Origin of the sequence: Streptomyces sp. Inha503 (assembly GCF_047215865.1) — a bacterium.
GTDB classification, from domain to species: domain Bacteria; phylum Actinomycetota; class Actinomycetes; order Streptomycetales; family Streptomycetaceae; genus Streptomyces; species Streptomyces lycopersici.
The window spans coordinates 10284226-10306341 of record NZ_CP178360.1 but is presented as its reverse complement, the minus strand read 5'-3'; the positions used below and the strand labels follow the sequence as shown (position 1 = coordinate 10306341).

The window sequence follows — 22116 nt, the reverse complement described above, 5'->3', positions numbered from 1 at the left end:
CGATCCTTGCGAGATCCGCATGAATTGATCCCCCTTCATTGCTGGACGCGCATACTCCCCGCCCCGCAGCCTGGCCGCATGGAGGACCAGACCAGCACAGGGCAGGGACAGCTCACAGGGTTGAAGGTGGTGGAGTTCGCGCATGTGGTGGCGGGCCCCCTCGCCGGGGGGATGCTCGCCGACCAGGGCGCGGACGTCGTCCACGTGGAGCCGCCGGGCTCCGGTGACGCGGCGCGGGCGATGGGCCCGCGGCGCGACGGCGTACCGCTGTGGTTCAAGGTGGCGGGCCGCAACAAGCGCTCGGTGACCCTGGATCTGCACCACCAGGAGGGCAGGGAGGTCGCCCGGGAGCTGATCGCCTGGGCCGATGTGGTGATCGTGACGCTCCGGGCGGGCCGGCTGCGCGCCTGGGGCCTGGACTGGGAGGCCGTCCACGCGCTCAACCCCACCGCGATCCTGCTCCAGATCTCCGGTTTCGGCGCCACCTCCTCGCGGGCCGACGCCCCCGGCTTCGGAAAGATGGGCGAGGCCCGCAGCGGGGTGGTCCATCTGACCGGCTTCCCCGAAGGCCCGCCCGTGCACACCGGCTTCTCGCACGGGGACGCGGTCACCGGGCTGATGGGCGCGTTCGCGGTCCTGGCCGCGCTGCACCGCCGGGACACCGATCCGGACTCCTTCGACGGCGAGTGGATCGACCTGGCGCTGTTCGAGCCGCTGTACCGCCTGGTGGAGTGGCAGATCATCGCGTACGACCAGCTCGGTACGGCCCCCGAGCGGGCGGGCAACCAGCTGGCCGTCGCCCCGGCCGCCGTCATCAACACCTACCGCAGCGCCGACGGCGACTGGCTCACCGTCACCTCCGCCACCACCCGGTCGGTGCGCAATGTGGTGCGGCTGCTGGGCCTGCCCGACGAGGAGTTCACCACCGTGGAGCAGCAGCACGCGGGGCGCGAGCGGCTCGACGCGGCGCTGCGGGAGTGGGTGGCGGCGCGCCCGGCTGCCGAGTGCCTGGCGGCGTTCGAGCGGGCCGAGGTGGTGGCCTCGCGGGTGTTCACCGCCGCCGACATCGTCGCCGACCCGGTCTACGCCGAACGCGAGGACATCATCACGGTGGACGACCCCGACCTCGGCCCGGTGCGAATGCAGTCGGTGATCCCGCGCTTCCACCGCTCCCCCGGCGCGGTGTGGCGGACCGGCCCCGCGCTCGGCGCGGACAACGCGCTGGTCTACGGGGAGTGGCTGGGCATCGACGGCGGACGGCTGGCGAAGCTGGAGGCAGAGGGTGTCATCTGACGGCGTGACGACTCCCCGTATCCCCCTGCGCTCCCTGCTCTTCGTGCCCGGCAGCCGGACCGGCTGGCTGCCCAAGGCGGAGGCGGCGGGCGCCGACGCGGCCATCCTCGACCTGGAGGACGCGGTCCCGGAGGACGGCAAAGCGGCGGCGCGCGAGGCCGTGGCCGCGGCCGTCGACCGGGCGGCCGGGACGCCCCCCGGCCCGATGCGGCTGCTCGTACGGATCAACGCGCTGGACCGCGCGGCGGGCTGGCAGGGCGCCGACGAGCTGCGAGCGGTCGCCCGCCCCGGGCTCTACGGCATCGTGCTGCCCAAGGTGAGCGGCCCCGATGACGTGACCACCGCCGACCGGCTGCTGGCCTGGTGCGAGCGCGAACACGGCCTGCCCGAAGGGCATTTCGCCCTGCTGCCGCTGCTGGAGACGGCACGCGGGCTGCGCGAGGCGTACGCCATCGGCCGGGCCGCCGCCCGGATCGCCCACCTGGGCGCGGTGGCCGCGCCGGGCGGGGACGTGGAACGGGCGGTCGGCTACCGCTGGAGCCCGGAGGGCGAGGAGACCCGCGAGCTACGGGCCCGGGTGCTGCTCGACGCCCGCGCCGCGGACCGCCCCCATCCGGTGGCCGGGCTGTGGGCGGACGTGGCGGACCTCGCGGGGCTACGGCGCTTCGCCGAGCAGAACCGTGCGCTGGGGTACGAGGGGATGGCCGTGATCCACCCGTCACACGTGCCGGTGGTCAACGAGGTGTTCTCACCGGACGCGGAGGAGCTGGCCCGCTGCCGTCGGCTGATCGCGGCGGTGGAGCGGGCGCAGGCGGAGGGGGCGGGGGCGGTGCGCTTCGAGGGGCGGATGGTGGACGAGGCGATGGCGGCCACCGCCCGCCGGACCCTGGCCCGCCACGGAGGGGACTGAGGACCGCTCCCCCACCCCGCCCCTCCCCGAAACCGGGGCTCCGCCCCGCCCCAGAGCCGCAGCGCGCTGCCCCCTCTACCCGCCCAGACCGTCAGGCTGGCCGAAACCGATGAGTTTCGCCGTGGTCCGGAGTCGTAGACAGGCACCGAGCGAAGAAGCGGGACCGCGAGACCGCGAGACGGGAGTGCCATGAGGATCGTCGTCATCAACCACGTCACCCTGGACGGTGTCACACAAGGGCCCGGCCGGGCCGATGAGGACACTCGCGACGGGTTCGCCCTCGGCGGCTGGGCCGCCGAGCGGGGTGGGGACGAGGCCGTCGGGAGGGAGTGGGGGCGACGGCTGGCGGCGAGCAGTGGGTATCTCCTGGGGCGCCGCACCTACCAGGACGTTCTGGCCCACTGGAACACCCAGGACAGCCCGTTCCGCGACGCCCTCAACAACGCCCCCAAGTACGTCGCCTCCAACACCCTGGCCGAGCCCCTGCCGTGGCCCAATTCCACGCTGCTCAGCGGCGACATCCCCGCGGCCGTCGCCGAGCTCAAGCGGACCCCGGGCGACGACCTGCACATCATGGGCAGCGGCGCGTTGATCCAGTCACTTTCCCCGCTGGGCCTCATCGACGAATACCTGCTCTGCGTCCACCCGCTCGTCCTGGGCGCCGGGCGCCGTCTGTTCGCCGACGGCTTCGGTCCCGTCGCGTTCGGTCTCGCCGACGCGACCCCGACGGCCACCGGCATCATCATCGCCACCTATCGGCCCCTCGGAGACCACGCCTGACCATCCGACGCCCCGGCGACGAGCAGCAGCTTCGCTGCCACCGTCGTCCCGTCGGTGCGCATCCTGCCCGCCACGGCTCTGGCCCGGGCCCGGGTCCCGTGGGCCAGGGCCGTTGTCAGGGCGGCCGACAGGGAGTCGGGGGTCGGGGCCGGACCGTCGTGTGCCGCGCCGATGCCCAGCTAGGCTGCCGTCCGGACGAAGTCGTCCATGTGGGCGCCGAGGAGATCGGCGATGACCGCCAGCACGTCGACCGGGGGCGTCGACCGGCCATTCTCGTACATCGAGATCGAGGTGAAGTTGCGGTCGATCGCGGCGGCGAGCTTCCGCTGAGTCACACCACGCTCGCGCCGGATCTGGCCCAACGCGTCAGGGCTGAATGTGGGTGCATGCATTGGGGGTTCCCGTCGTCGGCGTTGCGTCGGGTGCCGAACACGGCGGGGAACCTGGGGCCGCACCGCCGAAGCGGGGCCCTGGCCGAGGGCTGTACCACCCGGCTACTTCCAGGAGAGCACGCAGGCCGAGCGCTGCACAATTTGCGTATGGCGCACGGTCCGTAGGGGCCGCCGGCCTTCTCCGCGGCTGTCACGAGAAGTATTGAGGAGGCCGATCACGCGAAGTAAGGCCAGCGAGCTCCCGGGGCCTCAACATGACGCCGTCCCGGGCCTTCAGTTCGTCGAGCCGCCCGGCTCTATCTCCTTCTTCGGCTGCTCCGGAAGCAGCCGGTTGACCATCATTTCCGGGGCCGCGTCCATGCCGAGTGCTTTCATGGCGGCAGCAGAGTTGAGATCGTCCCTTTGCTTCGAGTCTGCAACCCGGTCGATGAACGTCGTCGCGATTTCGAGCTTGTGATCGATGTCGATCTTCTTCTCGTTGTCCTCGGCCGCCTTCGTCAGGTTGGCCATGGTTCGCTTCGAGTGGAGCGCCAGCGCACCGCCGCCGACCGTGATCAGTGCACCCGTCAGGCTCGTCACCAACGGCAGGTAGCTGAGGTCAGGGTTACCGGCGTGAACCAGCGCCAGCACTCCTCCCGCAAGGATGATTAAGGAGCCGCCAGTCATGAACAACACGCTCAGGCGGAACGTCCACTCTGCCTGCTTCAGCGTGTGGTTCAGGAAGTCGAAGTGGAACTTCTGTCGCCGTTCGGGAAGGCTTAGATCGCGAGAAGCCTGATAAACATGCCCGCTATTGACACTTCCGATGTGGATGTTGCTGATGACGCCCGACTGCACCACCGAACCGTGCACCATCCCACCAGAGATCCCGGACTCAGGGATGCCGTCATCGTCGTCTGTGGTGTCCGCCATCTTCAGCCCCCCGTTCACAGCAGCTGACATAAAGCCAACTCACACCAGCATAACGGGAGTCACCGGAGTGGGTGCCTGCTCTCGATGACGGCTGACCTCAGAAGGGCACGCCAGCGCGCTTGGCCAGCCGCGTAAGCCTCGGGTTGCTGCGTCGGTGCAGCGACGTGAGCACACGCATCAGCTCTTGGCTGGTCGGATGGACACGGGCCATCTCCGGGGCGACGTCCCAAGCCGCTTCGAGCGATTCGAGAGCCCCGTCACGGTCCCCCAGGGCGAGCTTTGACCGGCTGATGTTCATGTGCAGCGGGCCAACGCGCGTGGCCGGAAGCGTCACCCCGCCCCGGATCAGGTCGTCCGCCGTGTTGAGAGACTCGCGGTAGTCCTCCATGTCAGAGGCCGTCGAAATGACATGCACAGCTGTGTTCTCGGGCCCGAAGTGGATGCCATGGTCCTCGACGTCCTCAGGGAACTTCTCGGCCACCTGCCACGCTGCCGCGATGTGCCGTTGGGCGGTTGCCTTGTCCTTGATCCGACCGGCCAGCGTCAGCCCGCGCAGGTGCAGGATGCCCAGGCCATAGGCGCGGTCATGGCCTCGCAAGGTCGACTCGGCCTCAACAACGGCACGGTCCACAATCGCCAACCCGCCCGCGAAGTCCCCGGAGTTCAGGAAGGCTCCGGCCTCGTCCCGGGCGGCCACCGTGGCCGCGATGGGGTGCGCACGCTCGGCGGCCAACCGCTGCTTCATGACGGCCAGCTCGGCGAGGTGCATCCAGCGGTGTCGGGCGGCCAGCCAGTAGACCACCGAGTACGTGTCGGCGACACGGGTCCAGGCATCGGGCGACTGGGTGGCGTGCGCGTAGTTCGTCGCGTCTGCCAGCACGCCCGGGAGCTTCCGCAACACCGCCGACAGCTCGGTCCGGTACCGGTGCTCGTTCAGCTCGGCAAGCTCGCGCGGAAGGTCCTCAGGGTGTGACGGCGGCGTATCGGGAATGTCGAACCGCCGAATGGCGTAATTGAGGGCAGCAAGGCTGTTCTCGTCGGCGCGCTCTACGGGGGCCGTGCCCAGCAGCTCATCCAGCGTCAAGCCCATGGCATGAGCGAGAGCGGCGGCAATACCCTGGGTCAGCGCGCGGTCGCCTACCTCGATCTTGCTGAGCAGCGAAACCGACACGCCAGCACGCCGGGCAAGGGCAACCTGGCTGAAGCCGCGCGCCTTGCGACAAACGGCCACATTCGCACCGGGTCCGGGAATCTTGGTCACGCTCATGGTGTGCGTCTTCCCCGCTCGACTACCGTTACCTCTGATCCATCTTCTCACTCTCAGCACTCACGCGCTTGCGCCTTGTGCAAGAGGTGTGCAAGTTCCCTTTGCACAGCGGCAGTTCTCTTGTGTGAGCTACATATGCCCAAGTGGGACGAGGGATCATGACACAGACAGAACAGAAGCCGCCGACGGTGCTCAGCCACGGCGATCTGCCGTATCCAAAAGGCACACTCGTCGAAGACGCCGAGACCGGTCAGACGGGCGAACTGCAAGGCGTGATCGAGGAGCGAGTCAAGGGCACCGGAAAGCTGTTCAGCCAAACGGCGTACATGCGACCGAGGGGAGGTGGCTTTGAGTGGGAAGCCCCTTTGGACCGCATCAGGCCCACCGACGACAAGAACGGTTAAGCCTGCCCACCAAGTGCGCTGCCCTGATCGGCCCGGGTGACGTGATCGGCTATCACGGCGAGTGGCGCACGGTCAAGGAGGCGTCGACCGCCCAAGGGCCGATGGGCGGGTTAGCCGTCGTGGTCACCTGGGAGGAAGGGGGCGCGGCGCGCTTCCCCGCCGGTGACAAACTCCTCCTTGGAAATCCGGACTCCGCCTGACCAGCGCCTGAGCCCCACCCCGGTCACATTTGGGGTGGGGCTCAGTTGTGCCTTGACACCCTGTCTTAGGGCGGTGCGCTAACGTGGACGTATTCAGAGGTGGAAAGATCTCTGTTGGATCCCCAGAGGATGTCCTACGCAACGCTGGGACGCAGGGCTTCTCGCCATCCTCGGCGCATTCGGCATTCTGTCGATCGCGCTCTTCGCCCTCAAGGGGTCATCGATCAGTTGCCCGAACTCTTTGCTCCCATCCGGCGCGCCTGGGAGGCGTAACAGGAGTTGAAGCGTGCCCGGAGGGAGGCAGCCCAGCGGGAGGGATCGCAGTCGCGCCCGCCCTCGTAGGCCGTCCCGGGCTTCCGCGGGGTCTCGGAGCACACGAGACCGCTCCCCCGGGCGCCGGCCCGCCGCACATACGAGAGAGCCCCAGAGACCCCACGACGGGCTCCGGGGCTCTCGGCACCGCAAGGGCCAGTCGGCAGAGCGTAAGCGGAACAACCGCGCTGCCCCTTGGCCAAACAGAACGCCGTCCGGCACCTGGTCCGTCTCGGCCCAGAAGACATCGGGCGCCTTGCTCAAGAACTTCTCCAGCTCCTCCGCCAAGTGACCCTCATGGCTGCCCTGCTCAGGGGGCTCGAAATTCGCCCCGTTAGCGGACAGCCTGTGCACACGCTGCCACTCGTTACCGACCCAAATCTCAATATGCAGGATTCTCATGACATATAGGGGTTCCGGTTCTCAAGCCGATTGGAAACCGGACCCCACCGAGCCGTCAGGCGGCGATGGCCAGCCGGAACCGGATCGGAGCCAGAGCGGTGCGTCCGGAAAGAGGTCCGGGCGCGTTGATTCAGTCACTTTCCCCGGCGGGCCTCACCGACGAATACCTGCTCTGCGTCCACCCGCTCGTCCTGGGCGCCGGGCGCCGCCAGAACACGGCTCCTCCGGGTCAGGAGCACCGCGAGCGACCGCGCGGTGATCACCACGGTCGAGGCCAGGGCGGCCGCGGCCGAGCAGATGACGAGGGCGGGCCAGACGTAGCCGAGCTGGGCCAGGGTTCCCTCGCGGTTCATGGACAGGCCCACCAGGTCGGCGAGTTGGGCGAAGAGGACGATGGGGACAGCGCAGGGCAGCATGCGCAGGCCCACTCGCCACAGCGGCCGGTCCGCGGTGCGCCGCGCCCAGCGGCGTGCCCGAACGGCTCCGAGCACGCCCAGGGCGATCGCCGACAGGGTCAGCGCCGCCAGGACGTAGTCGGCCTTCATCGTGAACGGAGTGCGCACCGCCGGCGACTTGCCCTGGGCCAGGTCGACCAGCCCGTCGAGCATGACGGCGGCGTCGTCCCCGGAGATCATGCCGGTGTTGGCCACGATCGCGATGCCGGTCCGGCTGTCGGGCAGCAGCGTCTGGATGGCGTTGTGGGTCAGGAGTTCCCCGGTGTGCCGGATCTGCCGGGGCTGTTCCCCGGGCGGGGTCACGGACCAGCCCATGGCGTACTCGCGACCCTTCGGTGGGGTGTGCGTGATGTCGATGCTCCGTGCGGAGACGACGCGCCGCCCCGCCGCGGACACGCCCTGGTCGTTCTGGGCGATCAGCCACTGGGCGAGGTCGTCCGCCGTGGTGACGACGCCGTGGCCGCCGGCCGTGAACCAGCGGGGGTGGGTGCGCGGGAACATCATGCCGTAGGCGCGGACGTAGCCCCGGGCGTGATCGGGCATGTCATCGGTGGTGTTGACCGACTCGGTGTGGGTCATGCCCAGCGGCCGGAAGACCTTGGCGGCCAGGTAGTCCGCGAAGGGCCGCCCGCTGACGACCTCGACCAGCCGGGCGGCGACGAAGTAGTTGGGGTTGTGGTAGTTCCACTCGGTGCCCGGCCGCGCCGCGAGCCGGGCGCCGCGCATGTCCGCGACCGCCTCGGTGAGCGTATGTGGCTGGGGCCGGGTGAGGTCGGGGTAGGCGGAGTCGGCCATGCCCGAGGTCTGGTTCAGCAGCTGCCGTACGGTGATCTTCTCGGCCCGCCGGTCGGCCATCGTGAACTCGGGCAGATAGCGATGGGCCGGTGTGTCCAGGTCGACCCGGCCGTCCTCGACCAGCCGCATGACGGCCAGCGCGGTCATGGACTTGGAGAGCGAGGCCACCGGCACCGGTGTCCGCGCGGTCATGGCCTTCCCGGCCGCGGTGTGCCCGTATCCGGCCGCGTGGACGACCCGGTCGCCCCGGGTGACCGCCACCACGGCGCCCGGCAGATCGGTCCGCTCCATATAGGCGTTGACGTAGGCGTCGATCGAGGCGGCGTTCAGCGTGGGTTGGGAGGGGACGGTGGCGTGCGCGGTCGCCGGGCAACCCAACGCCGTCGCGGCGATGAGCAGGGCGATCGCCAGGTGGAAGAGACGTCTGTATCCATGGGTCGGCATGGCGCTCATCCCACCGGGGGCGGGGCGGGCACCGCATTGGTGTGCGTACGAGATCAGAGGTAGTGCGCGCACTACCGACCGGGGACGGACGGCTCGCATATCTTCTGCGGGTGCCTTCTCGAACAGCCTGGCAGGCTCTCGCTCAGCGTCCGTTGGGGTTCCTGGCCTCGGCCTGGCCCTGGCGGGCGTTGGCCTATCTGCTGTCCGGGGTCGTCTTCGGCGCGATAGCCATGGTCACGCTCCTGACCATGGCCCTGGCCGGGCTGGTGTCGCTGATCGTGGGGGTGGGCGCCGTCCTCCTCCTCGCCGTGGCGCTGTCCGGCATCGTCGTCACCCGGATCGAACGCCGGCGGCTGCGGCTGGTGGACCCGGACCCGGCGCCGGATCCGCACCGGGCCCCCGAGCGCCCCGGGCTGCGCGGGTGGCTGGAGACCCGGCTGCGGGAGCCCGCGACCTGGCGGGAGCTGAGCTTCACGGCGGTGTCGATGACCGCCCTGTGGTGGATGGACCTGCTCGTCCTGGCCTTCGCCCTCGCCCTGCCCGTCCTGCTCATGACGTCGCCGATGGACGACCCCGGCGCCTGGCCGTGGCTGGTCATCGGCCTGTGTCTGCTGCCCGCGGCGCCGTACACCATCACCGCCTGGGCCGGCGCCCGCGCCGCGCTGACCCGTCTGATCCTGGCGCCGCGCGACGGTGAACTGGGCCGGGAGCTCACCGAGGTCCGGGCCTCCCGGGCGCGTCTGGTGGACGCCTTCGACGCGGAGCGCCGACGGATCGAACGGGACCTGCACGACGGCGCCCAGCAGCGGCTGGTCTCCATCAACGTCATGCTCGGCCTGGCCGGTCTCGACGCGGAGCCGGGCTCGCCGGTGGCCCGGCAACTCGCGCTGGCCCAGGGCGAAGTCACCCTCGCCGTGAACGAGTTGCGTGAGCTCAGCCGGGGTGTGCACCCCAAGGCCCTCACCGACCACGGCCTCGCCGCGGCCGTGGACAACCTCACCACCCGCTCCGCCCTGCCGGTCACCGTCGACATCCGGCTTCCGTACCGCTTGCCCGCCGCCGTGGAGAGCACGGGGTACTTCGTCGTCGCCGAGGCCCTGGCCAACGCCACCAAGCACAGCCGGGCCACCCGGGCCGAGGTCCACGCCCGGCTGGACGCGGACGTCCTGACGCTGACGGTCCGGGACGACGGCGTCGGCGGGGCGGACCCGGCCGCCGGCACCGGTCTCGTCGGCCTGGCCGACCGCGTCGCCGCGGCGGACGGCAGACTGCGGATATCCAGCCCGGCGGGCGGCCCTACACTGCTGCGCGTGGAGCTCCCGTGCCGCTGAACATCGTGCTCGCCGAAGACTCACCGCTGTTGCGGGACGGCCTGGTCAGCGTGCTGACCCGGTTCGGCCACCAGGTGTCGGCGGCCGTCGGCGACGCCGACGCGCTGATCGCCGCGGCCCATGAGCACGACCCCGACATCGTCATCACCGATGTACGGATGCCCCCGGGCAACGCCGACGACGGCCTCCGCGCCGCGGTCGCGCTGCGCGGCCACCGCGCCGGTCTGCCCATTCTGGTGCTCAGCCAGTACATCGAGCAGTCCTACGCCACCCACCTGCTCGACCTGGGCAGCGAGAGCGGCATCGGCTATCTGCTCAAGGACCGGGTCAGCGCCGTCGCCCACTTCGCGAGCGCGGTCGAGCAGGTGGCCGCCGGGGCGACGGTCATGGACCCCGAGGTGGTGCGCCAGCTCCTGCGGCGGCGGCAGGACCCCCTGCGGCGGCTCACGCCCCGGGAGCGCGAAGTCCTCTCCCTCATGGCCGAGGGGCGCTCCAATGCCGAGATCGCCCGCGACCTCTATGTCACCGAGGCCGCGGTCAACAAGCACGTCAGTTCCATCCTCCAGAAGCTCGACCTCCGCCTGGACGGCCACGGACACCGGCGCGTCCTCGCGGTGCTCACCTATCTGCGCGCGTGACCGTCTGTCCACGCGCCGGACCGTCTGTTTGCGCGCGTGGCCGTCTGTTTGCGCGCGTGGTCTATTCGCGCGCCTGACCGTCCGACGCCCCGGGGTCGAGGAGCAGCTTCGCGGCCACCGTCGTCCCGTCGGTGGGCATCCTGCCCGCCACGGCCCTCGCCCGCGCCCGGGTCTCGGGGGCCAGGGCCGTTTTCAGCGCGGCCGACAGGGAGTCGAGGGTCGGGGCCGGACCGTCGTGTGCCGCGCCGATGCCCAGCTCGGCCACCCGGGCGGCCCAGTGCGGCTGGTCCGCGACCTGGGGGACCACCACCTGGGGCGCGCCCGCCCGGGCGGCCGTCGTCGTGGTGCCCGCGCCACCGTGGTGGACGACGGCGGCCACCCGGCCGAACAACGCCTGATGGTTGACCTCCCCGACGGCGAGGCAGTCGTCCCGGTCGTCGATCGGGGCCAGTCCGGCCCAGCCACGGGCGAGGAGCACACGGCGGCCCCGCGCACGGACCGCCTCGACGGCCACCCGGGCGAGGTCGGTCGAGGTGTGCATGGCCATGCTGCCGAAGCCCACGTACACCGGAGGTTCACCGGCGTCCAGGAACGCCTCCAGCTCATCCGGGAGCGGACGTTGGTCCGGCAGGATCCACGCGCCGGTCTGTACGAGGTCGAGTTCCGTCATGTCCTGCCACGGGCCCAGGACCGGGTCCGCCGCCAGCAGCGCCCGGTCGGTGAAGACGTAGTCGCGGACGTTGTCCACCGGCGGCAGGCCGATCGCCGCCCGGTGGCGGTTCTCCGCCTCGGCGTACAGCTCGTTCACGCGCTGGGCGTCCTGCTCCCACAGCACCTTGAGGTCGGTCTCCTCCTTCGGGGACGGCGTGCCGGGCCGCCTTCCCGGACGGAAGTGCCGCGAGGGCAGTCCGAACGGATGGAAGCACGCGAACACATAGCGGATGCCCAGCTTCTCGGCCACCGAGCGGGCGCCGGCCGGCATCAGGCCGGTCGCGAGGAGTACGTCACTTCCCCCGGCCGCCGCGGTGAGGGTGTCGAACCGCGCGGCGACCAGCTCGGGTGCGAGTCGGAACGCGGACGGCGGACGCTCGCCGGTCACCACCGAGCGCACCGTCGGGCCGAGCGGCACCAGCTCCACGCCGACACCGGCGAGCAGCGCCGCGAACTCCTCGTCCGGCGGTGCGCACACCCGCGCCTCCGCGCCGAGTTCCCGCAGCCGCACCGCGAGTCCCGCCAGCGGTTCGACGTCCCCGCGCGACCCCCATGACGACAACACCACACGCATATCGCAAACCCCACGTTTCCCCAGGTCCTGGCATCGGCCGCCCATCCTGATCCACCCCCCGGGTCTTGCCGCAAGCCCCCCGGTGCGCTATAGGTTGATAGTGGCAGGGAGAACTATCTCCCTGCCTTTGCTGTTTCGTCGGCCCAGGCCCATCGGGCCGGGCCCGTCGGCCCAGGCCCGTCACGCCAGGCCCGTCACGCCAGGCCCGTCAGTCCAGGTCCGCCAGATCGAGCCCGCTCAGCCGCTCGGGGTCGGCCAGGATGTCGATCGCCACGATCCTGCCGTCCGCGACCGTGAAGGCCAGCACCGAGTACGGCCGCCCCTCCCGCGAACTGACCACGCCCACGGCCCCGTTGACGAGCGCCGGCCGGGCGTGGAGCCCCGGGCCGCTGAGGCGGGAGAAGGTGAGCGCCTGGTCCGCCACGGCCGCGGCGCCGTGCACCTCGCGCGGGGCGCGGGCGGGCGCGGGGCCGTAGTCGGCGCGCAGCACGACATCCGGGTCGAGCACGGCGATCAGCCCCTCGAGGTCGCCGTCGCGCGCGGCGGCGAGGAAGGCGCCCACGACCTCGCGCTGCCGGGCGAGGTCCGCGTCGGGGACCGGGGCCGCTCCCCGCACCCGGCGGCGGGCGCGGCTGGCGAGCTGACGGGCGGCGGCCGGGGTGCGGTCGACGATGGGGGCGATCTCGTCGAACGGCACGGCGAACAGATCGTGCAGTACGAAGGCCAGCCGTTCGGCGGGGGCCAGCGTCTCCAGGACCACCAGCAGGGCGAGGCCGACCGAATCGGCGAGCAGCGCCTGGTCCTCGGGGCCGGGCCCGCTCGCACGGCTGATGACCGGGTCGGGGAGGCGCACCCCCAGGGGCTCCTCGCGCCGGGCGGTGCGCGAGCGCAGCATGTCCAGGCAGACCCGGCCGACGACGGTGGTCAGCCAGCCGCCCAGGTTCTCCACCGCGCCGGTGTCGGAGCGGCTGAGCCTCAGCCATGCCTCCTGGACGGCGTCGTCCGCCTCGCTCAGCGAGCCGAGCATGCGGTAGGCCACCGCGCGCAGATGGCCGCGGTGGGCCTCGAAGCCCTCCGCCAGAAGGTGGTTCTCGTTCATCGGTCACATCCCCTTGTCCGGACCGTACCGTCGCAGGCCACACCGTGCTGACGGATGGGCCGGGTGCGATGTGACAGAGGGGCTGGATGGACCGTGCACCCGTCCAGTCCCTTGACGCGCTGCGATCACATCATTACACAAGTTGGGAGCGCTCCCATGCCTCCCACTCCCCAGGAGGGTCCCTCATGTCCCTGCCCCTGTTACGCCGTCCGCGCGGTGCGACGCGGACCGCCACCGCGCTGCTCACCGGTGCGCTGCTGCTGATCGCGGCCCAGTCCGCGCCCGCCGGAGCTGACTCCCCCACGGTTCCTGCGGCTGCCGCGCCCTCCGCCGTTCAGGTCAATCAGCTGGGATATCTGCCGGACGGCCCCAAACGCGCCACCGTCGTCAGCGCGAGCACCACCGCCCTGCCCTGGCAGCTGCGCGACGCCGCGGGGCGGACGGCCGCCTCGGGCACCACCGCCGTACGGGGCGCGGACGCCGCCTCCGGGCAGTCGGCCCATCTGGTGGACTTCTCCTCGTACCAGGGGACGGGCACCGGCTACACGCTCACCGTGGACGGGCGGAGCAGCCACCCCTTCGACATCCGCGCGAACCTCTACGAGGGCTTGCGCGCGGACGCGATGTCCTTCTTCTACCAGCAGCGCAGCGGTATCCCCATCGAGGCGTCGCTGGCCGGCGCCGCGTACGCACGCCCGGCGGGCCACCTGGGCGTCGCCCCCAACCGGGGCGACACCGCCGTACCCTGCGTCAGCGGGGTGTGCGACTACGCCCGGGATGTCAGCGGCGGCTGGTACGACGCCGGTGATCAGGGCAAATACGTGGTCAACGGCGGACTCGCGGTCTGGCAGCTGGTCAACTCCTTCGAGCGCGCGAAGCGTACGGGGCACGCGGCCGCGCTCGGGGATTCCACGCTGCGCGTCCCCGAACGCGGCAACCGGATCCCCGATGTGCTCGACGAGGCGCGCTGGGAGCTGGAGTTCCTGATGCGCATGCAGATCCCGGAGGGAAAGCCGCGGGCGGGCATGGCCTTCCACAAGGTCCATGACGCCGCCTGGACCGGGCTGCCCACCCGGCCGGAGCAGGACGCCGAGCCGCGTGAGCTGCACGCGCCGTCCACCGCCGCCACCCTCAACCTGGCCGCCGCGGCGGCCCAGTGCGCCCGCGTCTACGCGCCGTACGACGCCGCCTTCGCCGCCCGCTGCCTGGACTCCGCGCGCCGCGCCTGGGCCGCCGCGCGGGCCAACCCCGATGTGCTCGCACCGGCCTCCGACTCCACCGGCGGCGGGGCGTACGAGGACAGCGAGGTGGGCGACGAGTTCTACTGGGCGGCGGCGGAGCTGTACGCGACCACCGGGGAGGCGCGGTACCGGGACGCGGTCACCTCCTCGCCGTACCACACCGCGAGCGATGTGTTCACCCCGGGTGGCTTCAACTGGCAGGACACCGGGCCCCTCGGGCGGATCGTCCTGGCCACGGTCCCCAACGGCCTGCCCGCCACCGACCGCGCCCGCGTCCGCGCCTCCGTGGTCTCCGCGGCCGACGCCCGCTTGAGCACGATGGCCGGTCAGGGCTACGCGGTGCCGCTGCCGGCGGACGGCTACGTATGGGGCTCCAACGGCCAGGTGGCCAACAACGGGACCGTCATGGCCGTCGCCTACGAACTCACCAAGCAGCGGCGGTACCGCACCGGGGCGCTGGAGACGCTGGACTATCTGCTCGGCCGGAACGCGCTCGGCCAGTCGTATGTCACCGGCTACGGCGAGCACGCCTCGCAGAACCAGCACCACCGCTTCTGGGCGCACCAGTACGACGCCTCGCTGCCGAACCCGCCCGCCGGATCGATCGCGGGCGGCGCGAACTCGGGGTTGCAGGACCCGGTGGCGCAGGAGAAGCTCCCGGGCTGCGCGCCCGCGGCGTGCTACGTCGACGACATCGGCTCGTACTCCACGAACGAGGTGGCGATCAACTGGAACGCGCCGCTGGCGTGGCTGGCCGCGTTCGCCGCGGAACGCGGCTGACCGGGTGGGGCGGGGCGAGGGGCCGCCTCCCAGCCCCTCGCCCCACCCGCTTCCCCTCGCCTCACCGGGGCAGCTGCGCCTCGATCGCGGCGACGACGTCGTCCGCCTCCGGCTCGGTCCGCGGCCGGAACCGGCCCACGACCTCACCCTCCGGCGAGATCAGGAACTTCTCGAAGTTCCACTGCACATCGCCCGCCTCGCCCTGCGCGTCCGGCGTCCCCGTCAGCTCGGCGTAGAGCGGATGCCGCTGCTCGCCGTTGACATCGGTCTTCTCCAGCAGCGGGAAGGACACTCCGTAGGTCGTCGAGCAGAACGTCTGGATCTCCTCGCTCGTCCCCGGCTCCTGCCCCGCGAACTGGTTGCACGGAACCCCCAGCACGGTGAACCCGCGCCCGGCATAGCGCTGTTGCAGCCGCTCGAGCCCCTCGTACTGCGGGGTCAGACCGCACTTGGACGCCACATTGACCACCAGCAGCGCCGCACCCCGATGCTCACCGAGCGAGGTCGGCTCGCCGGTGAGGGTGCGCAGGGGGATGTCGTACAGGCTCATGGGATCTACCGCCTTCGTCGTTCGATGGGTGAGCCCAAATCTATGTGCTCCCGGGCCAGTGACGCCGGACCACAATATGAACACCGAGCACACACAACCTCTTCACTTTTCAATCGGCGCGGCTAAGGTCGGTTCCTCGCGTATCACTCAAGGGGGGACCATGTCCTGGAATAACCAGCCATCACCGGCACCGAGACGGCCCGGATGGGCACGCAAGCGCGTCGCCGTCCCGGTCGCGGCCATCCTGCTCTTCGCCGGAGTCGGCATAGGGTCGGCCCAGGGCGACGACACGAGGTCGTCCGACGGCGACAAGCCCACGCCCAAGGTGACGGTCACCGTCACGGCCAAGCCCGCCCGGGTGAAGGACACCGCCGAACCGACCCCCACCGTGACGGTCACCAAGACCGTCACCGCGAAGCCGAAGCCGAAACCCGCCGCGAAGCCGAAGGAGAGCGGTGCGGACGACTCGTCCTCCTCCGCCGGCGGTGGCGGCACGTCATCCGGCGGGACGTCCTCGTCGAGCTCCGGAGGCGGCGGGTCGTCTTCCGGCGGCTCGTCGTCCGGCGGATCTTCCGGCGGGTCGTCGTCCAGCAGCACGGGAGGATCGAGCAGCGGAGCCACGGCGCTCTGCAACGACGGCACCTACTCCTACGCCGCCCACCACCAGGGCGCGTGCTCGCATCACGGTGGTGTCGCCGTCTTCTACCGGTGATCTGACACGGCGATGCCGCGAGCGAGCATCTTGCGCCAGTTCAGGGTGCTAGGGCCGCCACTCGTCGCGGTGGTCGGGGTGGTCGGCGTAACACAAGGCGAGCAGACGGAGTGCCGTGATCTCGCTGGGATCGGTCTCCGGGCACAGCCCGGCAGCGATGTCATCGGCGCTGTGACCGCATCCCCACTCGCCATCGATCTTCGCCTCGTAGGAGAACACCTCGGCCATCAGGCGCCGCTTGGCCTCGATCTCGGCGAGGACGCGAGTCGGATGGTGGCGGGCGATGTGCTCGGCGTCCCGGGTGTCGCACTCCGCTCGGGCCTCGTGCACCTCCGGCTCGCCGGCAGGGATGGCGTAGGTGAACTCGGCGACGACCGGGGCCCCCTCGCCGCGTCGACAGACCTGGAGGGTCTGCCCATGCCAGGCCAGTGGCCATGGGCCGTGCGTTGCCTGCTGAGAGGTCAGCTCGTCTTCGAGGAGCCGGAGTATCAGGAACCACACGAGATCGCCGCGCACGTCGCCCCCTGATGCTGCCGCCCGCCGATGAACCCATGCTAGGAGGGGGCACCGACAACACCGGGACATGAAGCAGTCCGCGCCGACAGGGACGCGGCGCCCCGTCCCGGTCCTGTCCGGGTCCTGTCCGGGTCAGGACCCGGACAGGGGCGTCGGCCGGGCCGGACGAGGAAGCGGCTGTCCGGAACGCATGGCACCCGTTGCCTACTCCGGCGGGGTCGGCGTGTCGTGGTTGCGGTACATCGCCTGGATGTCGAGTTCCAGCTTGACCGTGGGGCCGACCACGGCGATGCCGCGGGCGAGCATATTGCGCCAGTTCAGGGTGTAGTCCTCGCGGTGGAGTTCGGCCGTGGCGAGGGCGGCGCAGCGCAGTTCCTGTTCGTAGCCGCCGTTGACGGCGCCGAGGTACGTGGTGTCGAGGGTCACCGAGCGGCTCACGCCGTGCATCGTGAGGGGGCCCTGGAGGGTCCACTTGGGGCCGCTGCGCCAGGTGAAGCGGTTGCTGGAGAAGTGGATCTCCGGGAAGTTCTCGACGTCGAGGAAGTCGGCCGAGCGCAGGTGGGCGTCGCGGGTGTTGTTGCCGGTGTTGATGCTGGAGGCGTCGATGACGACCTCGACGCGGGAGTCCTCCATCCGCTCGGCGATGTGGATACCGCCCCGGAAACGGGTGAAGCGGCCGTGCACATTGGCCATGCCGACGTGGCGGGCGATGAAGCGGATGGCGGTGTGCGGCGGGTCGAAGAGCCAGGTGCCGGGCGGGGGGAGCTCGAGCTGCTGGGAGGGCTCCATCTGCACCCTGCGGGGAGGTTCGCTCTGGCCGGGGGCGATGTCGACGGTGAGGCGGTTGGGCTGGAGGCCGCTTCCGGTGAGCAGCACCGTGTACTGCCCCGGCTCGAGCGTGGCGAGGAACAGTCCATGCGGATCGGTGGTGGCCTTGGCCACCGTACGGGCGGCGCCACGCGTCTCGGTGACGGTGACCTCCACACCGCCCAGGGCCTGGCCGACGGGGTCCAGGACCTCGCAGCTGAAGGCTCCGGCACCCACGGGCAGGGGGATGCTGAGTCCTGATCCGCGGTCCGGACGCTTGGTCCGCATGCGCCGGAGCAGTGCGAGGGGCATTGCAGTCATCTCACTAACGGTTTCTCTGGGGATGGGGGCGTGTCCATGATGAAGCCCCAGGTCGGGCTCCGGACGCATGGGGGGTGGATGTCAGCCGTGGCCGAGGTCTTCCGTAGCGCGCCGGGCAGCGGGCGGGCCGCTGCCCACGGCCGGTCTCCCGGCTCCACCGTGGTGGCCGGTCCGCGGCCCGATCGGTGATCGACGACCGGCCATTGATGATCTTGTTCCAGAACCCGGACTCCCAGGTGTCTCATTTCGAAACAGTGGCGACGTATACGGTGGAGGGGCTGTGACGACCACCGACGACACCCCCGCCGACCCGGCCCTCTCGTCGCTGCGCCGGGCGCGCGACCGGTTTTTCAGCGGACGGCCACCGGGCGACGGGATCCCCGAGGATCTCGCCCAAGCCTGGCGGCGGGCGCGGTTCTTCGGCGTACCACGCGATCTGGCGGCCCCGCCCAGGGTGCGGCCGCCGCTGGACTCACCGCTGCTGGCCACCGCGCGCCCCGTACTGGACCGCGTGGCGCCCACGCTGAGCGGCGCGATGGGGCTGCTGCTGGTCGACTCCCGCTGCCGGGCGCTGTGGTCGGGCGGCGGCCGTTACGCCGGTACGCCCGCGCCCGACGGGATGGCCGGTCTCGATCTGTCGGAGAGGGCGGTCGGGCACAACAGCGCCGCGCTCGCGCTGCGCACGGGGCGCCGGGCCGAGGTCCACGGCCCCGAGCACTTCCTCGACCTGTGGCAGGAGGTGTCGGCGGTCAGCGTTCCGCTGTACGAGCCGCCGGCGGGCCGCCCGGCCGGCACCGTCACCGTGGTGGTCCCGCTGGGCGAGGGCCGCACCGCCCACCCGGGCGCGGCGCTCGCCGAGGCCACCGCGCACGCGATCGAGACGGAGCTACGGGGCCGGGCGCGCCCGCCGGAGCGGGTGCTGCTGGACGCGTATCTGCGGCAGCGGGCCGAGGGGGCGGCGGTGGTGGCGCTCGACGGCAACAGCCGCCTCGTCAGCCCGGAGGCCGCGCGGCTGCTGTCGCACGAGACGCTGGCGCGGCTGGAGCGGCATGCCACGGCCCTCCTCAGGGACGCGGATACGGGACCGGCCATGGGACCGGCCACGGAATCGGCCATGGGACCGGCGACGGGATCGGAGGAGCACGCACCGGAGGAGATCCCCGTACCGGACGGCGAGATCCCCGTACCGGACGGCGAGATCCCCGTACCGGACGGCGCCGGGCTCACCGTAAGGATGACGCGCCTCGTGCACGAGGGCGAGGTCATCGGGGCCATGGCCACGGTGTGCACGGCGGCCCGGCGGGCGCGGTCGGCGAAGCGGCGGGGCCATGACCGGCTCCCGGGGCTCATGGGCACGTCCCGGCCCTGGCGGCTGACCGTCTCCCGGGCGACGGAGCTGGCGCGGGCCGCGGAGCCGCTGCTGCTGATCGGCGAGCCGGGCGTGGGCAAGACCGCGCTGGCCCGCGCCCTGCTCGGCCTGCGGGGCACGGCCGCGCCGCGTGTCGTCGACGCCGCCGAGCAGGTGCCCGGCGAGGTCCCGCGCTGGTGTCACGCGCTCGCGGAGCTCCCGGAGTCGGAGGCAGAGGCGGAGAGAGCGGCGGAGGCGGACGGCGGCGCGCCGCCGCTGCTCCTGCGCCACGCCGAGCGGCTGGGTCAGTCCGATGTGGCCGCGCTGCTCTCGCTGCTGGCCGAGCGGCCCGCGGTTCCGCTGGTGGCGACGCACACCCCGGGCACGCCCACCGGTCCGTGTCTGAGCCGACTGCTGGACATTCTCGCGGCCCGGTCGGTGACGCTGCCGCCGCTGCGCGAACGCGTCGAGGACATCCCGGCGCTGCTGGCGGGCCTCGCCCGGCGCCCCTCCCCCGGGCGTCCCCCGCTGACCTGGAGCCTGGACGCCCGCCGGGCGCTGGAGCAGCACACCTGGCCGGGCAATGTGGCCGAACTCGCCCATGTCGTACGGGAGGTGGCCGAGCGCCGCCGGGCCACCGGGCCGGTGCGGCGCGAGGAGTTGCCGTACGGGCTGCGGGTGCCACCGGCCACCCGCCGGCTGAGCGGTATCGAACGTGCGGAGCGCACCGCGATCCTGGAGGCGCTGCGCCGGCACGGGGACAACAAGGCGCGGGCCGCCGAGTCCCTGGGCATCGGCCGGGCCACGTTGTACCGGAAGTTGCGGGCGTACGGAATGGACCAGGCGTAGCGGCGGAAACAGTCACCAGGGGGCCGGTCACACCGGAGCCGGTCATGGGCCGCGGAGGGGGCACGGTGACGCGAGACAACAGCGCCGAGAGCGAGGCGGTCACGGGCAGGCTGCTGATCCTGGAGTACGAGCAGGTGAAGGAGGAGCAGCGGGCGCGGATCGGGTTCCGCGACAATCTGCTCTACGCGACGCTTGCCGCGATGGCCGCCATCATCACCTTCTCCCTCCAGAGCCATGGACGCCCGGAGCTGCTGTTGCTGCTGCCCCCGGCGTCGGCGCTGCTGGGGTGGGCTTATCTGGTCAACGACGAGAAGATATCGGCCATCGGACGGTATGTCCGGGAGGATCTGGGGCCCCGGCTGACGGCGCTCGCCCCGGGCCGACCGCCGGTGTTCGGCTGGGAGCGGGCCCATCGCGACGACGGCCGCCGGGTCTCCCGCAAGCGGCTTCAGCTCGCGGCGGACCTGCTGCTGTTCACGGTGGCGCCGATCGCCGCGCTCATCGTGTACTGGACGTCGGAGCCGGTGCGGGCGGTGCTGCTGGCGGTGTCGGTGGCGGAGGTGGCGCTGGTCACCGTACTGGCGGTGCAGATCGTGCTGTACGCGGATCTGCACCGGCCGTGATGTGGGATGACCCGTGGGGTTCGTTCAGGCTCGTAAGGTGTCGGCAAGGGCAGTCCTAGGGGGATCGGGGGGAACCGTGGGCGCTGAGGGCGATGGCGGTGCGGTGCGGGCCGATGTGGTGGTGCTGACCGCGCTGGAGGTCGAGTACCGGGCGGTGCGCGCCCATCTGGAGGATCCACGTCCGGTCCGGGCGGAGCGGGGCGCGCTGTTCGAGCTGGGGGTCTTCCGCGAGGAGTCCGAGGAGCGGACGGTCGCCATCCATATGACGGGTCCGGGGAATCCGGGTGCCGCGGCCTCGGTCGAGCGGGCGGCGGCGCTCTTCGCGCCCCGGGCGGTGTTGTTCGTGGGGGTTGCGGGCGGCCGTAAGGATGTCGCGCTGGGCGATGTGGTGGCCGCCGACGCGGTGTACGACTACGAGACCGGCAAGGACACCGAGACCGGTTTTCTGCCCCGGCAGAAGACCTATCAGTCCGCGTACGGGCTGGTGCAGCTGGCCCGGCTGGCGGCGGCGGCCGACACCTGGCAGCAGCGGATCCGCCCGGGGGACGACGCGCCGCGCCCCCGTGCCCATGTGAAGCCCCTCGCGGCGGGCGGCCGGGTGGTGGCGCACCACCGCTCGGACGTCGGGCTCAGGCTCGCGGCCAGTGCGGGTGACGCCCTCGCGGTGGACATGGAGGGCTTCGGCTTCCTCGCCGGGGCGTATGTCAACCAGCAGCTGGACGCGCTGGTGATCCGCGGCATCTCGGATCTGCTCGGGGACAAGGGCGAGGCACACGACGAGCACTGGCAGCCGGTGGCCTCCCGGAACGCCGCCGCCTTCGCCTTCGAGCTGATCGGCCGCATCCCGGCCGCGGCGGACGCCCCGACAACGATCCGACCGCCCGCCGCCGGCACGCAACCGCCCGCCGCCGGTACGCCACCCCTTGCCGCCGGTACGCGATCCCTCGCCGCCGGTACGCCGCCCAAGGGCCCCCGGCGGCGCAGGCTGACCATCCGTGACCTCGGCGCACTCGCGGACACCCTGCTGGCCGTGCCCGGGATGACCTCCCCCGTGCGCTGGCAGCAGCTGCTCGACGAACTGCCCACCGTCGGCACCGCGGTGGGCCGTCAGTCGGCGAGCCGCGCGGAGGCTCTGTCCCTGCTGCGCGTCTGCGAGGCGCGGCGGGCGATGGGCGAACTGGTGGAGGTGGTCGCGGTGCTCGCGCCGGACGATCCGGCGGCCGCCGAACTCGCCCGGCGCGTCGCGGAACTCGGATTGGAGTGACCCTCCTCACCCTCCCATCCCCGCGGGCGACGGCCCCGGGCCGCCCTCCCCCGCACCCACTCCGAGCCACCCCGGGAGGGCACCCCGCGCCCGAGCTCGGCGGAACCGTCCAGGTGGGCCCCTGAGGAGGACGGCCCTCCGCCTCGCGACCGCCGTGGGCGCGGGCTCCCCGGCCCACCGCCGGGA

Annotated in this window: 20 protein-coding genes and 2 pseudogenes; 11 read left to right on the top strand and 11 right to left on the bottom strand. The window is 71.7% G+C overall.

The features are described 5' to 3' along the window. The first annotated feature begins 78 nt into the window (after positions 1-78). The 3 genes from ACJX2R_RS43325 (at position 79) to ACJX2R_RS43315 (ending at position 2983) form a co-directional block, all read left to right on the top strand. A complete protein-coding gene (locus ACJX2R_RS43325) occupies positions 79-1293 on the top strand; it encodes a CaiB/BaiF CoA transferase family protein (RefSeq protein WP_413104538.1) in 1215 nt (404 codons plus the stop codon). 4 nt (positions 1294-1297) lie between these two features. Further along, positions 1298-2203, top strand: coding sequence for an HpcH/HpaI aldolase/citrate lyase family protein (locus ACJX2R_RS43320; RefSeq protein WP_413104537.1), 906 nt, complete (start codon positions 1298-1300; stop codon positions 2201-2203). Between the two features lie 189 nt (positions 2204-2392). After that, the gene (locus ACJX2R_RS43315) at positions 2393-2983 is read left to right on the top strand and encodes a dihydrofolate reductase family protein (RefSeq protein WP_413104536.1); all 591 of its coding nucleotides are present in this window, start codon (positions 2393-2395) and stop codon (positions 2981-2983) included. Here the strand turns inward: ACJX2R_RS43315 and ACJX2R_RS43310 are convergent. The 4 genes and pseudogenes from ACJX2R_RS43310 to ACJX2R_RS43295 all read right to left on the bottom strand — a co-directional run. Continuing rightward, positions 2956-3162: pseudogene (locus ACJX2R_RS43310) on the bottom strand (glycosyltransferase); the annotation flags it as partial. The gene ACJX2R_RS43315 and the pseudogene ACJX2R_RS43310 overlap by 28 nt on opposite strands. After that, positions 3163-3375, bottom strand: coding sequence for a helix-turn-helix domain-containing protein (locus ACJX2R_RS43305; RefSeq protein WP_413104535.1), 213 nt, complete (start codon positions 3373-3375; stop codon positions 3163-3165). Between the two features lie 273 nt (positions 3376-3648). After that, entirely contained in the window at positions 3649-4287 is a 639-nt protein-coding gene (locus ACJX2R_RS43300) for a TRADD-N-associated membrane domain-containing protein (RefSeq protein ID WP_413104534.1), read from the bottom strand. A gap of 97 nt (positions 4288-4384) precedes the next feature. Continuing rightward, complete coding sequence (locus ACJX2R_RS43295) at positions 4385-5554, bottom strand: helix-turn-helix domain-containing protein (protein WP_413104533.1); 1170 nt, start codon at positions 5552-5554, stop codon at positions 4385-4387. Positions 5555-5712: 158 nt separating this feature from the next. On the opposite strand from ACJX2R_RS43295, the gene ACJX2R_RS43290 reads away from it, so the two are divergent. Then, positions 5713-5958, top strand: a complete 246-nt coding sequence (locus ACJX2R_RS43290) for a hypothetical protein (RefSeq protein WP_069860386.1) — start codon at positions 5713-5715, stop codon at positions 5956-5958. 1048 nt (positions 5959-7006) lie between these two features. Here ACJX2R_RS43290 and ACJX2R_RS43285 read toward each other — a convergent pair. Then, positions 7007-8566, bottom strand: a complete 1560-nt coding sequence (locus ACJX2R_RS43285) for a serine hydrolase domain-containing protein (RefSeq protein WP_413104532.1) — start codon at positions 8564-8566, stop codon at positions 7007-7009. A gap of 110 nt (positions 8567-8676) precedes the next feature. Between ACJX2R_RS43285 and ACJX2R_RS43280 the strand changes: the two genes are divergently transcribed. Next, a complete protein-coding gene (locus tag ACJX2R_RS43280) occupies positions 8677-9897 on the top strand; it encodes a sensor histidine kinase (protein ID WP_413104531.1) in 1221 nt (406 codons plus the stop codon). Beyond that, positions 9888-10535 (top strand): response regulator, encoded by a 648-nt coding sequence (locus ACJX2R_RS43275; protein ID WP_262701210.1) that lies wholly within the window; start codon positions 9888-9890, stop codon positions 10533-10535. The genes ACJX2R_RS43280 and ACJX2R_RS43275 overlap by 10 nt, the downstream gene beginning before the upstream one ends. Before the next feature lie 61 nt (positions 10536-10596). Here the strand turns inward: ACJX2R_RS43275 and ACJX2R_RS43270 are convergent, their stop codons facing one another. Beyond that, on the bottom strand, positions 10597-11820 hold the full coding sequence (locus ACJX2R_RS43270) for a glycosyltransferase (RefSeq protein ID WP_413104530.1): 1224 nt from the start codon (positions 11818-11820) through the stop codon (positions 10597-10599). 208 nt (positions 11821-12028) lie between these two features. Further along, positions 12029-12919, bottom strand: coding sequence for an RNA polymerase sigma factor SigJ (gene sigJ / locus ACJX2R_RS43265; RefSeq protein ID WP_413104529.1), 891 nt, complete (start codon positions 12917-12919; stop codon positions 12029-12031). Between the two features lie 185 nt (positions 12920-13104). Here sigJ and ACJX2R_RS43260 point away from each other — a divergent pair, with 185 nt between their 5' ends. Beyond that, a complete protein-coding gene (locus ACJX2R_RS43260) occupies positions 13105-14940 on the top strand; it encodes a glycoside hydrolase family 9 protein (RefSeq protein WP_413104528.1) in 1836 nt (611 codons plus the stop codon). A 61-nt stretch (positions 14941-15001) separates the two neighbouring features. On the opposite strand, the gene ACJX2R_RS43255 is transcribed toward ACJX2R_RS43260, so the two are convergent. Both ACJX2R_RS43255 and ACJX2R_RS43250 read right to left on the bottom strand, forming a co-directional pair. After that, entirely contained in the window at positions 15002-15490 is a 489-nt protein-coding gene (locus ACJX2R_RS43255) for a glutathione peroxidase (RefSeq protein WP_262701213.1), read from the bottom strand. A gap of 147 nt (positions 15491-15637) precedes the next feature. After that, positions 15638-16132: a hypothetical protein gene (locus ACJX2R_RS43250; RefSeq protein ID WP_413106195.1), complete on the bottom strand. Its 495-nt coding sequence runs from the start codon at positions 16130-16132 to the stop codon at positions 15638-15640. A 1-nt stretch (position 16133) separates the two neighbouring features. On the opposite strand from ACJX2R_RS43250, the pseudogene ACJX2R_RS43245 reads away from it, so the two are divergent. Then, positions 16134-16202, top strand: a pseudogene (locus ACJX2R_RS43245) (flagellar motor protein MotB); the annotation flags it as partial. 48 nt (positions 16203-16250) lie between these two features. On the opposite strand, the gene ACJX2R_RS43240 reads toward ACJX2R_RS43245, so the two are convergent. Together ACJX2R_RS43240 and ACJX2R_RS43235 are read right to left on the bottom strand one after the other, a co-directional pair. Then, entirely contained in the window at positions 16251-16718 is a 468-nt protein-coding gene (locus tag ACJX2R_RS43240; RefSeq protein ID WP_413104527.1) for a DUF6221 family protein, read from the bottom strand. Between the two features lie 204 nt (positions 16719-16922). Continuing rightward, complete coding sequence (locus ACJX2R_RS43235) at positions 16923-17837, bottom strand: YceI family protein (RefSeq protein WP_413106101.1); 915 nt, start codon at positions 17835-17837, stop codon at positions 16923-16925. 289 nt (positions 17838-18126) lie between these two features. Here ACJX2R_RS43235 and ACJX2R_RS43230 point away from each other — a divergent pair, with 289 nt between their 5' ends. The 3 genes from ACJX2R_RS43230 (at position 18127) to ACJX2R_RS43220 (ending at position 21930) form a co-directional block, all read left to right on the top strand. Further along, on the top strand, positions 18127-20043 hold the full coding sequence (locus tag ACJX2R_RS43230; RefSeq protein ID WP_413104526.1) for a helix-turn-helix domain-containing protein: 1917 nt from the start codon (positions 18127-18129) through the stop codon (positions 20041-20043). Positions 20044-20108: 65 nt separating this feature from the next. Beyond that, positions 20109-20666 (top strand): hypothetical protein, encoded by a 558-nt coding sequence (locus ACJX2R_RS43225; protein WP_413104525.1) that lies wholly within the window; start codon positions 20109-20111, stop codon positions 20664-20666. 76 nt (positions 20667-20742) lie between these two features. Further along, complete coding sequence (locus tag ACJX2R_RS43220) at positions 20743-21930, top strand: effector-associated domain 2-containing protein (RefSeq protein WP_413104524.1); 1188 nt, start codon at positions 20743-20745, stop codon at positions 21928-21930. Positions 21931-22116: the final 186 nt, after the last annotated feature.